At 38.3% G+C, this 13,019-nt stretch carries 14 protein-coding genes; 6 read left to right on the plus strand and 8 right to left on the minus strand.

Going from position 1 to position 13,019, the window contains the following annotated elements:
* Positions 1–43 precede the first annotated feature (43 nt).
* Positions 44–655 (plus strand): ATP-dependent Clp protease proteolytic subunit, encoded by a 612-nt coding sequence (locus NEOC65_RS04310; protein ID WP_042241773.1) that lies wholly within the window; start codon positions 44–46, stop codon positions 653–655.
* Positions 656–756: 101 nt separating this feature from the next.
* Positions 757–1,566: a diaminopimelate epimerase gene (gene dapF / locus NEOC65_RS04315; protein WP_166154622.1), complete on the plus strand. Its 810-nt coding sequence runs from the start codon at positions 757–759 to the stop codon at positions 1,564–1,566.
* Here dapF and NEOC65_RS04320 read toward each other — a convergent pair.
* The gene (locus tag NEOC65_RS04320) at positions 1,529–2,500 is read right to left on the minus strand and encodes a histone deacetylase family protein (RefSeq protein WP_166154620.1); all 972 of its coding nucleotides are present in this window, start codon (positions 2,498–2,500) and stop codon (positions 1,529–1,531) included. The two genes, dapF and NEOC65_RS04320, sit on opposite strands and share 38 nt — an antisense overlap.
* A gap of 235 nt (positions 2,501–2,735) precedes the next feature.
* Positions 2,736–5,489, minus strand: a complete 2,754-nt coding sequence (locus tag NEOC65_RS04325; protein ID WP_213151082.1) for an NB-ARC domain-containing protein — start codon at positions 5,487–5,489, stop codon at positions 2,736–2,738.
* Between the two features lie 311 nt (positions 5,490–5,800).
* On the opposite strand from NEOC65_RS04325, the gene NEOC65_RS04330 reads away from it, so the two are divergent.
* The 4 genes from NEOC65_RS04330 to NEOC65_RS04345 all read left to right on the plus strand — a co-directional run bounded on the left by NEOC65_RS04330 (position 5,801) and on the right by NEOC65_RS04345 (position 7,320).
* Entirely contained in the window at positions 5,801–5,959 is a 159-nt protein-coding gene (locus tag NEOC65_RS04330) for a hypothetical protein (protein WP_213151085.1), read from the plus strand.
* Positions 5,940–6,197: a hypothetical protein gene (locus tag NEOC65_RS04335; RefSeq protein ID WP_213155851.1), complete on the plus strand. Its 258-nt coding sequence runs from the start codon at positions 5,940–5,942 to the stop codon at positions 6,195–6,197. Before NEOC65_RS04330 ends, NEOC65_RS04335 begins: the two co-directional genes overlap by 20 nt.
* Positions 6,198–6,799: 602 nt before the next feature.
* A complete protein-coding gene (locus NEOC65_RS04340; protein WP_213151087.1) occupies positions 6,800–6,976 on the plus strand; it encodes a hypothetical protein in 177 nt (58 codons plus the stop codon).
* Positions 6,949–7,320: an IS66 family transposase gene (locus NEOC65_RS04345; RefSeq protein WP_213151089.1), complete on the plus strand. Its 372-nt coding sequence runs from the start codon at positions 6,949–6,951 to the stop codon at positions 7,318–7,320. Before NEOC65_RS04340 ends, NEOC65_RS04345 begins: the two co-directional genes overlap by 28 nt.
* On the opposite strand, the gene NEOC65_RS09950 is transcribed toward NEOC65_RS04345, so the two are convergent.
* The 6 genes from NEOC65_RS09950 to galE form a co-directional block, all read right to left on the minus strand.
* A complete protein-coding gene (locus tag NEOC65_RS09950; RefSeq protein WP_502710350.1) occupies positions 7,285–7,584 on the minus strand; it encodes a tetratricopeptide repeat protein in 300 nt (99 codons plus the stop codon). The genes NEOC65_RS04345 and NEOC65_RS09950 overlap by 36 nt on opposite strands.
* Before the next feature lie 185 nt (positions 7,585–7,769).
* Complete coding sequence (locus NEOC65_RS04355; protein WP_249299047.1) at positions 7,770–8,603, minus strand: IS5 family transposase; 834 nt, start codon at positions 8,601–8,603, stop codon at positions 7,770–7,772.
* Entirely contained in the window at positions 8,603–9,058 is a 456-nt protein-coding gene (locus NEOC65_RS04360) for a transposase (protein ID WP_213155854.1), read from the minus strand. Before NEOC65_RS04360 ends, NEOC65_RS04355 begins: the two co-directional genes overlap by 1 nt.
* A 313-nt stretch (positions 9,059–9,371) precedes the next feature.
* Complete coding sequence (locus NEOC65_RS04365) at positions 9,372–9,686, minus strand: YbaB/EbfC family nucleoid-associated protein (protein ID WP_213155856.1); 315 nt, start codon at positions 9,684–9,686, stop codon at positions 9,372–9,374.
* Between the two features lie 8 nt (positions 9,687–9,694).
* Positions 9,695–11,404, minus strand: coding sequence for a DNA polymerase III subunit gamma/tau (gene dnaX / locus NEOC65_RS04370; protein ID WP_213155857.1), 1,710 nt, complete (start codon positions 11,402–11,404; stop codon positions 9,695–9,697).
* A 489-nt stretch (positions 11,405–11,893) separates the two neighbouring features.
* The gene (gene galE / locus NEOC65_RS04375) at positions 11,894–12,874 is read right to left on the minus strand and encodes a UDP-glucose 4-epimerase GalE (protein WP_213155858.1); all 981 of its coding nucleotides are present in this window, start codon (positions 12,872–12,874) and stop codon (positions 11,894–11,896) included.
* Between the last annotated feature and the right edge of the window lie 145 nt (positions 12,875–13,019).

The following is a 13,019-nucleotide window of genomic DNA, read 5'->3' on the forward strand; positions in this document are numbered from 1 at the left end:
ATAAGGATAATAAGGCTTAATTTAATCTTCGGAGAAGACATCCATGGCTAAAGCAGATAAAGAAAAAGATAACTATAGCAGCATACCTTTTATTAGGCTCGAAGATCGTATAGATAGCGTAATCCTTGAATCCCGCCGCATTTTTTTAAGTGATGCGGTTGACAGCAATTCAGCCGAAAGCATTATTCGTAAGCTTTGGTATTTAGAACTTACGGCTCCAGGAAAACCTATTTTATTTGTAATCAATAGCCCCGGTGGTTCTGTCGACTCAGGATTTGCTATTTGGGATCAAATTCAACTTATGAAATCTCCTGTTACAACTTTAGTGTGCGGCTTAGCAGCCTCTATGGGCTCTGTATTAAGCCTTTCAGCAGCTCCGAAACGACGCTTTGCTACCCCTCAGTCAAGGATAATGATTCACCAACCTCTGATTGGAGGGGTGATTAAAGGCCAAGCGACTGATTTAGAGATTCAAGCAAAAGAAATGCTTAAGACGCATGAAGCTCTGATAAGACTTTACATGCATCAGACAGGTAAAGACTATGAAACCATTCAAAAAGCGATGGATCGCGATAACTGGTTAAGTCCCCAAGAAGCCCTAGAATTTGGTTTGCTAGATGGCATTGTTCATTCTATAGACGATTTAGAGATGTAAAAATAAAAGAAAATTCCTGATAAGCATTAAGAACGATTACTTTTTTAATTTCTTTTTTTTCCTTGTCGGTGATCTTCTTTTAATTTTTATTAATTTTATTCATGCTATTTAATTTTTCAAAATACTCAGGATGTGGAAATGATTTCATCCTTTTTGATAATCGAACTTCTAAGCTTCCTGCTTTAACTCCTACCCTTATCCAAAAATTGTGCGCTCGGCAAAAAGGGATTGGGGCAGATGGGGTTATTCTTTTAGAAACATCGCAAAAGGCTCATTACAAAATGCGCATTTTTAACGCCGATGGTAGTGAAGCCGAAATGTGCGGAAATGGTATCCGCTGCCTATTCAAGTTTACTCAAGAATGTGGCATTCAAGAAGAGTGGCTGAATATTGAAACTTTATTTAGTACTTTGAAGGTTAGTTCTGAGGATGAGGATGTAGCTGTACAAATGGGAAGCCCTTCTGAAATACGATGGTCGCTTGATCTTTTTCCTTGGACAATTCATTATTTGGATACGGGCGTGCCTCATGCGGTAATCTTTACGGACAAACTCGATTTCTTAAATCTTAATGAATGTGGGCGCACCATACGCTTTCATCCTCTCTTTGCTCCACGCGGAGTTAATGTAAACTTTGTACAAATAGATGACCAAGGCATCCTTCATGTTAGAACCTATGAACGCGGGGTGGAGCAAGAAACACTTGCCTGTGGAACAGGAGCTACCGCAGCGGCATTAGCAGCTGCCAAGCTTCATCAATTAGAAGGCCCCTTAACTGTGAAAGTCCGCTCGGAAGATTTTCTGAAAATTGATTTTGAATATAATAAGGGCTGCTTTACCAAGGTGCGTATGATAGGGCCTGCAAAGCTAGTTTTTAAGGGGACAGTAATTCTTGAACATGCGCTGGAATGACTTCTTTTAAAACTTCTAAGTTATAGCCACCTTCCAATGCCGATACTAAGCGACCTTTACAATACTTTTCTGCTAAATCTTTAACAATTTGTGTCAAATCTACAAAATCTGGTGTAGTCAAATTAAAGCCTCCTAAAGGATCCTGTGCATGTGCATCAAAACCTGCCGAAATAAAAATAAACTCGGGTTGAAAGCTTTTTGTACTTTCCATAAGCTGGTAACTAAAAATTTCTTTAATTTTCTGTCGAGGATTCTCGTGGGGCTCGATAGGAAAGTTAAGATTAAACCCTTTGCCAGCCCCTCTTCCCCCTTCCTGGCTTAAACCTGTACCCGGATAGATTCTTTTATTATGGGTGCTAAAGTAAAAAACTGTAGGATCTTCATAAAAAATATCTTGTATACCGTTGCCATGATGAACGTCCCAATCTATAATTAAAACTTTTCGCAATCCGTATCTTTGGCAAGCATAGCGCGCACCGATGGCTACATTGTTATATAGGCAAAAGCCCATGCCCTTATCCATACAGGCATGATGCCCTGGTGGACGCACTAGACAAAAAGCATTGCGTGCTTGGGCAAGCATAACGCTATCTACAGCATTTAATACAGCACCAACAGCATGGCGTGCAATTTTTTCAGATGCAGGACATATCTGTACATCTCCGGTAGAAAGTTGAAAAGAGCCATCTTTAGAGCCACTATAAATACATTGCTGAATATTATCTTGCACTTCCTGTAGATAGCCAGGAGTATGACACAACAAAAGCTCATTTTCTTCTGCTAGGCGAGGCCGAAGAACACCTCCTCTTTTTAATAGCCCTTGAGTTTGTAAAGCTTGCCTACTTACTTTAAACCTATAAGGAGATTCAGGGTGGCTAGACCCTGTGAGGTGATGAGTAAAGAGAAAGTCTTCTACAATGAGGGTAGATAGCATATAGGCCTGCAAGTTATTAAAAAAGTAAAAGATAAAAAGTAGAACAGTGATGGTACTTTTTTTAGGATACCATCACCATGCTAGACCTTCTTTCCGATAAGCAAACCAAGCTTAGCCATATGATATACAAATGGCTAAGATGCTTGATGGACGAGGGCAGCTTGAAGCCCATTCCTCCCTTTACCTTTGTAAAGCTCATTAAACAGTTTGTTTTAAATAGAGGGGTCCATCGTTTTTAGCCAATTAAAGCAGCATCGTTTCTAAAAGCTCCTTTAATATCGGCTATCAAAGTGTCTCTTATCATTTCTGCTTCCCTAAGGGCAGGGATTGGAAGCTTGGTTAGCCCTTTACCTCCTACTTGATTATACAAGTCAATAGAGCCTGTATTAGCTTTAAAAGCTTTATCCAAACGGCCTTTTTCCCAATAAAGCTTAGTAAGATAGTAGCTAGATTTAGCACAAATTCTTAAGTCCGTTTCAGATACCTCTACGGCTTTTTTAAAACAGTTTTTTGCTTTTTCTAAATCTTTAAAAGGGCAATTTTTATCTAAGTAAAGCTCCCCTAATACTAGGTAAGCTTCCCCAGCCTTTCTGTGCCCTGATTCCCTCATTTGAATGGCTCCTTGAAAAGAGGCGCCCTGTTCAAGCCCACCTTTTTCAAGCCTTCCTAAAGCTTTTTGATAATACATTACGGCTTCATCTTCTTTAGAAGCCGCCTGGGCTAGCTTAAGATAAACTCTACCTAATTGAAGATTGCAATACCTTTGGTTAGTTACATCTTGCTCTTTTCCTGGCGGTGCAAACCTTTTTTCTTGAAATAAATCTAAATAAAGCTTTTCTGCTTTTAACAAATCATCTTTATCCCCTTCTATAAGAAGCCAGCCTGGCCCTTGCCTTTGGAAAATTAGAAGGTCTACAGGATTTGGATTTTTATAGACATCAGCATTTTTTGCTATCTCTTTTTGAATGTCAACGGCTTTATTAAAATATCTTTCAGCTTGCTCCCATTCTCGTGCATGAAAATGGATAATACCTAGATAATGGAGCGTTTGAGAGTAAAGCGCGGGAAGCTCTTGATGATCTTTTAAAATCCTGCAGATTTCTTCAGCTTCTTTATCTTCAAGCTTTAACCCTGCAAGCTCTAAACTTCTCTCAAAGGCCTGACGGGCTTCAAAAAAATTATTAGATTGCAGATAATAATTGCCTAGCACATTATAAACATGCACAAAGCAATGCTTTAATTCATGAGCTAGTTGATGTTCTGTGGCATATTTTGAAAGAAATCTCCATTGGTTTTCAATAGCTTTTGCTTGGTGGTGGCTATCTTTGGAGACCATATTCAAGCTGTAATTATCCTTAAGCATGCCTAGAAAGTTTTTTAAGACCTGTTCGGTCTTCTTTCCTTCTTTACTCATTTTCTCAAGAAGCAACTCTTGCAAGGAAGAATGAATTTCCCATGCTTCAGCTCCCTTTCTAGCAATCAACCCATAACCCTCTAGCTCATCCAATAAAGAGGTTAGCGACTTAGGACTCTTTAGATGGCTTTTACCCCAAAGCTTTAAAAGAGACTCCTCAATAAAATAAGGATTTAAGAAAGGTATAATAGTAAAGAGCTCTTTCGCTTCACTTCTTTGTTTTTCACATGCTTCTATGCTTAAAAGTAGCACAGCTTTTAATATCTGGCTAGTCTCAGCTAAATGCATAGAAGTTTCTTTGGATACTCCCATCAAGCTCCTTAGTTTATCAGTATAAGTACTTACTATAGAATCAAACGAAGCAGATGGCTTAGCGGCTTTTAAGTAAAGCGCCGCTTGCTTTAAAGCGAGAGGCAAATAAGAAAGCTGCAAGGCAAGATCACGTTTTGAGTTGCTGGCTTGATTAAGAGCCCAATGATCACTACCGAGATTGAGGTGGAAAATCTCTAGCGCTTCATCTTCACTGATATGATTTACTTGCATATCAAAAGTTTTCACTTTATTTAGCTTTTCGCGGCTCACCATTAAAATCCTACCCTTAGAATCCTGAGGAAGGAAAGCTTGCAGCTCCTCGTAATTCTTCGGATCTACGTTATCAATCACAAAAAGCCAATCAGGCCTTTGGGCAAGCTTCTTATTGACTTCACTAATAATCACCTCTTTTTGAGCTTTCAATGGCACATGAACGCCTAGCTCTACGGCAAATTTCCTATAAGATTCAAAAAAGCTTTCCATGTCTTGCATATCTCCAAAGAATGGAGTACTTATCTTATCCTGCTGGCCTTTCATTTTTTGTTCATAATGCTCTATATATTGCTTAGCTAAAACAGTTTTTCCTGAGCCACCAATTCCTGTAATCGCCAGCTTTTGAGGAATAGCTTGTTGAGAGCTAAAACTTCCATCTAACTTATCAATATTTTTTGTCTGCACCCATACCTCTTTGTGAGATAAAGTTTCCTCTGGCACGCTAATATGATTAATTTCTACTTTTAATGATTTTTTTACCTGATCAGTGAAATGTGAGCGAAGCAAATGATAAGCTAGGCCACTAACAGGTATCCACAACCACTTCCTAGACATCTCAAAAGGAGTCATATTCTTAACATCTTGACATTTTTTGCTTACAAACGTTTGAAAAGTTTCTCCTGGCCCATTTTTATCACTTTTACCTTTTATTTCCCTATGCAACTTCTTTAATTCTCTAAAAACTTTAGAAGAACTTGGCTGAGGCTTAACATTTAGCTTTCTACTATAAAAGCGTTTGCCTCTAGGCCAAGGAAAACAGCTCTTCTGGTTAGAATGACTTCGTGAAATGGCATATTTGGACATTCTACCATTGCTAACTGCTGGTACCAATGGATGACTTACCTGAAGACTTTTTAAAGCCACAGGAATCGAGGTAGAGTGAAAAAGAGCAGAGGAAATAGGTTTATTGGCTGCCCGTGCAGTTATCCCTATTTTAGGATAAAGGCTCTTACTTAGCGAAGAAGCTGATTTAGAAGAAGAAATTGACATATTATTAAACCCCTTTAGATTAAATGTTCATTATTCGCAAAGCAATGCTTAAAAAATTAACTTCACAAATAAGCATTTATTTTAACTTTTATTAATTTAAACATCAATTAAATTAAAGTTTAAAACTCTTAATTATTTAAACTCTAATTAAGATATACCTAATTAAAGATAGTTCTTTAAATAATAGAGAGTTTAGGTTGCGTAGCACAAACTGTAGGTATATAGTAAGCGGCCATGGAGTTTATCAATTATTTTCTGATGAGTAGAACTAATTCTAGAGTTTATATTTACTTAATCATATATTGAGTAGCATGCAATCTTCATACGAACAGCTATTTAAAGAGAATGCAGAACTAAGGGTTGAAAATGTTCAGCTTCGAGCGGAAAATGGGGAGTTAAAAGCCGTGATAAATAGATTGGAAAAGATAATCACTAAGCTTGAAGCGCGCATTGCCCAGCTTGAGGCTTAAGCTTAATCAAAATTCCAAGAATAGCTCCAAGCAGCCATCCATTGATCATAAAGCTAATCGTCCAATTACTCCAAAAGTAAAAAATCGACCTTATCATCCTGGTGCTAATCGTCAACTGCTACCTGCTAGTGCGGTTACCTTGCATGAGGTGCGTTGCCTAAAAGTTTGCCCACATTGCCACTCTGCTATGCATGCCACTGATAAGATTTTTTCCATGGCAGCAGATCGAGCTTCCTGAAATTAAACCTTTAATGCATCAAATCGATTTAGTAACGAGCAGATGCCCTTGCTGCCATCTAGAAACACGGCCTGAACTTAAAGAAAATGAGTAATTCTTGCTTGGTTTTAAGACTGGAAGGCTTTATTAATCTGCTGATGGGGCCAACACGCCCAAGGCCTCCAGGCCGTGCGCCCCATGATTAGGGCCTTACTGCCTAGCGTGGCTTTAAGCCAAGGTTTTATTTTTAAAGTTAAAGCTCGCACGCTGCCTTACTTTTTTCGTCTTATGAAACACTCGTTAAAGCAGCTACTACCACTCAGTAGCCTTTGCATATAGATCCAACGAGCTGGCGTCATGCTGCCACTAACGAACATTTGCTAGTACTACGTGTAGGAAATGTGATTGCTTATGGATGAAGAGCTTATCAAAATGGCGTTACTCTAAAAGTGCTAGTCGATCAGAAGATTTATTGCTTAGTAAATGATCGAGGCTAAAGCTATTTATCAAATTGAGGTAAAGATCAAACAGTATTGCTTAAGCTCATTGGCTCCTTAATAGACAAGGGTGAGCAAAACAGCCCCACACCCCTTTGAGGGGTGCACAGCGCCTAGGAACCCTATATGCTAACTTGCAAGTTGCTTATTAAAGATAAACATCCTCTAGAAAAAGGCCAGATCAGCCAGTCTACTTGGCAGCAGTATGGGTATCTTAACTGGCGTTATATACAAGAAGAATTGCAAGGACTGGGGGCTGGAGTAGCACCAAGAAATTGCGGAAGTTTTGCCAAAAGCTTTTAAAACAGATCAAATATTTCCAGGCTTACTTGAAAGATCCTGCTATCCCTATGATCAATAATGCTGCCGAAGAATCTTTAAGAAATCTAGCCATTGTACGTAAGTTATGCCTAGATAACCAGTCTACCTATAGCAAAAGGTGGAAGGGAGCGCTGCATAGCTGTATCGGAACTCTTTATCGACAAGGAAAATCTATTCTAGATTTTCTAGCAGACGCTATCTATGCAGCTTGTATCAAGCAACCTATCCCTATTGCTCAAAAGTCCTATCCTCCTCAGAAAAGGCTTTATATTTTTTTGAAAAAATTTATTTTAATTTTTCAAATAAGTGAATTCTTGCGTGTATAATTCTAGGCTTGGAATAAGAATGTGGAGGCTATGGTATAAAGCTTTTAAGCTGGGATGATATCTCCCATAAATAGTGACAAATATTCTTAGTGATTGGTTAGCAAATTCTGCCGCCTTGAACGAATTTCCTTGTACTTGATAGAGCATAGCCAGATTACTGTAAATAACGGCCACATTAAGATGATTTTTCCCAAGCAATTTAATGTCAATGTCAAGCGCTTGATGGATACACTCAGTAGTTCGACCTGAATTAACCTTAAAAATTTCTTCATTGCATCTATTTTAGAAAGAAAAATTATGAATTTTCATTTAGCCCTAAGTTAAAAAATTGAAAATCCAAGTATTTTTGTTGATGAATATGAAAATTGGCTAAAAATTAGGAGTTTTAGAGCAGGAGGTAGCCTTCAAGATAGAGCGTTAAAGCAATTTAAAGAAGAAAATGAGTTTTTTTAGCCTGAATAAAGACGTTTGGGAGAATTTTGAGCGACTAGCCAGTTGTAAATTAAACGCATGTTATGGCCAATTCCACATAAAATGGCGTTAAAACAATCTCCCAAACGGCCTTTAAGGTAATTACGTCCCAGTTTGCCATCATTCTTCATATGGCCTATATGAGGTTCTATGGCTTGGCGCCTTTTAAGTTGGGACTTAATCCAATGTGTAAGGCCTTTTCTTTGCCCAGAAATAAATATGGTTTTACCTTCTACTGTATGACCTCGATAGCCTTTATCTACAAATGCTACTTCAATATTCTTACCGCTGTTGTTTTGAGCATTTTTAATAGCTTCTTCAAGAGTGTGCCCATCGTACGGATTGCCATGAATGGCTCTAACATCTAAAGCTAACCCTTCTTGATGAGTGATGACTAGCGAAGTTTTGCAGCCAAATTCATATCTTTTTTCTACTTTACCTTTAGCAATACATTCCACATGGGGCTCATGCAAGCTATACACCTTAGGCGAATCGTTTCTTTTTTGGTTAAAAATACGTTTAATAGTGTCTAAAAGAAAGGAGCCTTCTTGATCTAACTTTTGTCCTTCTATCTTTCTCTCAAAATCCCGAATTACTCTTCCCAAATAAGTATGCAGCCTTTTTTCTTCCCTTTTAGCTCTTTTCATTTGACGAGCATGGGCATAACGAGCACGCATACACAAAGCTGTTTTGGCTAGCTTTTTATAGGTTTGTCGCAAAATGATTTTGTAATTATTGGCTATTTTTACAAGCGCCTGAATAGACTTAAAGTAAAGCTTTGCATCGGTAGGAAAAGCGATAGCTTTGGGCATCACCGTTGTATCGGCAATGACTTTTTTAAGGCTTTTTTTTTCACCGCGCCTGTCAAAACAGCTACTACAATCGTTTCTTGTAAGACTTTACTAAGTCCAGCTTCACCCAATCTATCTCTCCATTTAATTAAAGAAGTAGGATGGATAGGCAGCTCATGCTTGAAGTGATCATATCCACAAAAGTATTGCCAATAAGGATTTTCTACCCATCGATGCACCACATTTTCATCAGAAATTCCATACATGTGTTGCAAGATAAAGAGACCTACAACTAACCTTACAGGCTTAGCTGGCTGGCCTACATTTTCTACAAACAGCTTATCAAACTCTTCTTCCAGCTGCTTCCATTCAATCAACTTGGATAGCTGGACAAGAGGATGATTTTGGTTAAGTTCATTGCTAAAGCGGAATTTAAAAAGCAGGTCTTGTTGATTGTTTAGTTTATTTGGTTTCATAGTAAACTTTGCAAGAAATTAAGAGCTTTGTAATGATTTACTTGTAAAGAAAATATAGCATTTTTTGATATAAAACTCTCCTAAAATATTGTCTCAGGGCAAAAAGGCTTTAAATCATGTTGAACTAATTAGTGGGAGGTTCATAAAGAACTGCTTAAAAGCCTTTAATTAAAAAGTTAAACATAGCACAAGGTTAGAGTGTAATGTTTATTTCAATTAAGCTTCCTTTTCATGTGTTACGCATTAAGGAAGAAATTTATAAAATTCCAATAACAATAATAAATATTTGATTTTTATAAGCAAATAAATGGCTTTAGAAGCCAAATCCACCTAAATTAGGCATACCAGGCAGGCTAGGTATTTTGGGGCTTTGCTCTTTAAGCTTAGTAAAAGCATCTTTATAAGCGGCTTTGATAAGATCTTCAAGTCCTTCCACATCTTCAGGATCTACACATTCAGGCTTAATTTTAATCTGCTTTAGTTCGTGCTCGCCCGATAAGGTAATCGATACAAGACCGTTACCAGCACTTCCTATCACTTCAGTGGCTTGTAATTGGGTCTGCAATTTGGAGAATTGATCCTGTAGCATTTTAGCTTGTTTCTTTTGCTTTGAAAAACCTGTGCCCATATATTTCCTTAACTTAATTTTTTTTGAATGGTTCCTTCTAATTCTACGGCTGCAAATTGCATAATCGTATCATAGCGACTGATCTTGCTAGGATCGAGCTTCTCCTTTATGACTTTGCTATTGGCAAGCAGACCTTTTTTTTCTACTATTTCTACGATTCCAAGGTCAGCAGGGGAAGGAGTAGGATCAACACTAGTAGAGGCAAGTTTATCGCTAGTTTTAGATAATGAAGGAATTTCTTTTGCAGTTCTCTCTGCTAAGGGTTCTAACTTAGGAGCTGGAGGAGGAGGCGCTTCGGGCCTGATAGGTGAACCAAGTGGCGCAGAAGAGATAGCTGGTGTAGCATAAGGATTGGGATCAACAGTAGTAGAGGCAAGCTTATCGCTAGTTTTAGATAATGAAGGAATTTCTTTCGCAACTCTATCTGCTAAGGGTTCTAATTTAGGAGCAGGAGAAGGTGCTTCTGGCTTGATAGGCGAACTGGGTGGCGCAGAAGAGATAGCTGGTGTAGCACCAGGTGGCACAGCTGTAACTTTAGAAGGGTTTTCTAGTGAGGATCCTTCTTTGCTTATCTTTTGCTCTAGATCCACTAAGCGACGCACAAGAATGTCTACAGGAATTCGGGATTGAGCACGAATGATCCGCAAGAATAAAGCTTCTAGAGTTGTTTTAGGTGAAGGAGCGAATCGGATTTGCTGATGAGCTTCTACTAAAAAGTCTAAAATCATTAAGCAAGCTTCTTGGGAATACACTTTAGCAGAAACTGCATATTTCTCGCGTTCTTCCTCGGATAGATGCAAGAAAGGTGCTTGCGTGCCCGAGAGCTTGACAACCAAGATATTGCGAAAGTGCTCGGTTAATTTCTCAACAAAATAAACTATATCCTTACCTTGAGAAAATACCTCTTCGCTAATGTCAAACGCTACCGCTAAATTACTTTCTTGGCTAGCTTTATCTAATTTGAAAAAATAATCGCTTTCCACAATACCTAACATGCAAGCTACCGTGGAAGCAGTAATCAAACCATCATGAAAAGATAAGACTTGGTCAAAAAGAGATTCAGCATCGCGCAGCCCTCCCTCCGCATGATTAGCTATTAGACGAAGGGCCTCATCTTCGACCTGAATATTTTGCTCTTCTGCAATCTTACGTAGCTTTGCTTGGATGAGTAGGGGAGAGATGCGTTTAAGATTAAAACGTTGACAGCGACTTAAAATAGTAGGCAGAACTTTATGCGCCTCGGTAGTAGCAAATAAAAATTTAACTTTAGGAGGCGGCTCTTCAAGGGTTTTCAACAAAGCATTAAAAGCTTCTTTAGTGAGCATATGGACTTCGTCGATAATGTAGATTTTATATCCACCCGCTGAGGCAGCATACCCCACAGTTTCATTAATTTGACGAATGTCGTCAATCCCCCGGTTAGAAGCTCCATCAATCTCTAGAACGTCTAAGGAATGGCCAGAAGTGATTTCTTGGCAAGATTTACATCGATTGCAGGGCTCAAACTGCTCAGTAAGATGGTGGCAATTTAATGCTTTGGCAAGGATACGAGCTAGGGTAGTCTTGCCTGTTCCTCTAGAGCCACAAAACAGGTAAGCTTGTGCCAGGCGATTATTCTTAATGGCATTTTTAAGCGTTGTTACAATAGCATCTTGGTTTAGAACTTCAGCAAAAGTTTGAGGTCGATATTTTCTAGCCAGAACTTGATAGGAGGTCATAAAAGATGTTTGAATGTTTTTTTATCTATTTTACTTGCCTTGAGTAATTTTAAGGAAGGAGGAATTTGTGCTAAACAAAAAAACTTCTTACAGGCCTACTTAGGATGGGCCCTTAACATAATTAAGCTCTTCTAAGGTGTAATTCTTTTATGTAGAAAAATGGCCAATTTTAAGCCAACTTCTTAAGAAAAGGAAAGATTAAACCTAACGGCTAAAGAAGCTATAGCTCTATCCTCCAAAAAGAAAATTTAGCATTTGCAGGCTAACTCTTCCCTTAAAATTAGGCTTTTATTAAATATAGAATTGCATTAACTCCTGCCCAAGGAGCCTATCGTAAACTTAATAGTCAGTGAATGCATAAGCTGCCAAATACAAATTAATAAAGCGCATGCCAATGAAAAAAGCAGCTTTAAAGGATAGAACAATCAAATTAATTTTTAAATTAAAAGGCTAGCTTTCCATCTAAAGACCAAGTGATTGTTTTATTTATTACTGTTCCAAAGAGGCCCAAGCGTGGTCAATCATCTCTTCAAGGCTAGGGTATTTAATCTGCCAGTTTAACTCTTGTTTAGCTTTATGAGCATTGGCTACAAGATAAGGAGGATCTCCCGGACGTGGGGGGCCTTCAAGGACTTGAATTTTTCGCTTAGTCACCTTTTCAGCGGCTTGAAGGACTTCTTGTACACTAAATCCCTTTCCATTTCCTAAATTATAAATTTCCGTGGAGCCTCCAGCTAATAATTTCTCCATGGCTTTGATATGTGCAGTAGCTAAGTCGTAGATATGAATGTAGTCTCTTAAACAAGTTCCATCGGGAGTAGGGTAGTCTTTTCCAAAAATAGTGACAGGTCGATTATCTAAAATAGCTTGAAGAACGATAGGAATAAGATTGGAGGAGGCAGAGAAATCATTTTTGATTTTTCCTTCAGGATCCCCACCGGCCGCATTAAAGTAGCGCAGTTTAGCAGATTTAATTCCATAAGCCCTATCCATATCATCTAAAATTTTCTCAATAATAAGCTTGCTTTCACCGTAGGGATTAATAGGATGAGTGGGATGATCTTCAGAAATGAAGTTAGCCTGAGGTAAACCATATACAGCTGCGGAGGAAGAAAATATAAAGACCTTAACACTAAATTCTTTAATACATTTCAATAAATTTAATGTAGAGGAAACGTTGTTAATATAATATTTTTCTGGGCTATGTACAGATTCACCTACATTAATAAAGGCAGCAAAGTGCATCACAGCATCAAACTGCTGGTTAGCAAAAAGTTTTTTTAAGAGAAGGGGATCACCCATGTCGCCTTCAATAAAAGTTCCCCACTTTACACGGTTGCGTTTGCCCTGGCTTAAGTTATCCAAAATGACAGTATCATAGTCAGCTTCATGAAGTAACTTGTTCACAGTTGAGCCAATAAAGCCAGCTCCACCGGTAACTAACACTTTTTTTTTATTACTCTTATGCATATGTAGATCGAACGACTAAAGGAATTGAGTAACTGATTCTGAAGAAAGCTGCCAATATGCTGCAAGAAATAAATAATAAAATGGATAATTTTGACCTGTCGGCAAAAAATATTTTTTAGCTAGGATAGGGCTTGGGTAGGCTTTT

Origin of the sequence: Neochlamydia sp. AcF65 (assembly GCF_018342435.1) — a bacterium.
Classification (GTDB): Bacteria; Chlamydiota; Chlamydiia; order Chlamydiales; family Parachlamydiaceae; genus Neochlamydia.

Coding starts and splice junctions, on each gene's coding strand:
- NEOC65_RS04310 (WP_042241773.1), top strand. CDS start 44: ATGGCTAAAGCAGATAAAGAAAAAGATAACTATAGCAGCATACCTTTT.
- dapF (WP_166154622.1), top strand. CDS start 757: ATGCTATTTAATTTTTCAAAATACTCAGGATGTGGAAATGATTTCATC.
- NEOC65_RS04320 (WP_166154620.1), bottom strand. CDS start 2,500: ATGCTATCTACCCTCATTGTAGAAGACTTTCTCTTTACTCATCACCTC.
- NEOC65_RS04325 (WP_213151082.1), bottom strand. CDS start 5,489: ATGTCAATTTCTTCTTCTAAATCAGCTTCTTCGCTAAGTAAGAGCCTT.
- NEOC65_RS04330 (WP_213151085.1), top strand. CDS start 5,801: ATGCAATCTTCATACGAACAGCTATTTAAAGAGAATGCAGAACTAAGG.
- NEOC65_RS04340 (WP_213151087.1), top strand. CDS start 6,800: ATGCTAACTTGCAAGTTGCTTATTAAAGATAAACATCCTCTAGAAAAA.
- NEOC65_RS04355 (WP_249299047.1), bottom strand. CDS start 8,603: ATGCCCAAAGCTATCGCTTTTCCTACCGATGCAAAGCTTTACTTTAAG.
- NEOC65_RS04360 (WP_213155854.1), bottom strand. CDS start 9,058: ATGAAACCAAATAAACTAAACAATCAACAAGACCTGCTTTTTAAATTC.
- NEOC65_RS04365 (WP_213155856.1), bottom strand. CDS start 9,686: ATGGGCACAGGTTTTTCAAAGCAAAAGAAACAAGCTAAAATGCTACAG.
- dnaX (WP_213155857.1), bottom strand. CDS start 11,404: ATGACCTCCTATCAAGTTCTGGCTAGAAAATATCGACCTCAAACTTTT.
- galE (WP_213155858.1), bottom strand. CDS start 12,874: ATGCATAAGAGTAATAAAAAAAAAGTGTTAGTTACCGGTGGAGCTGGC.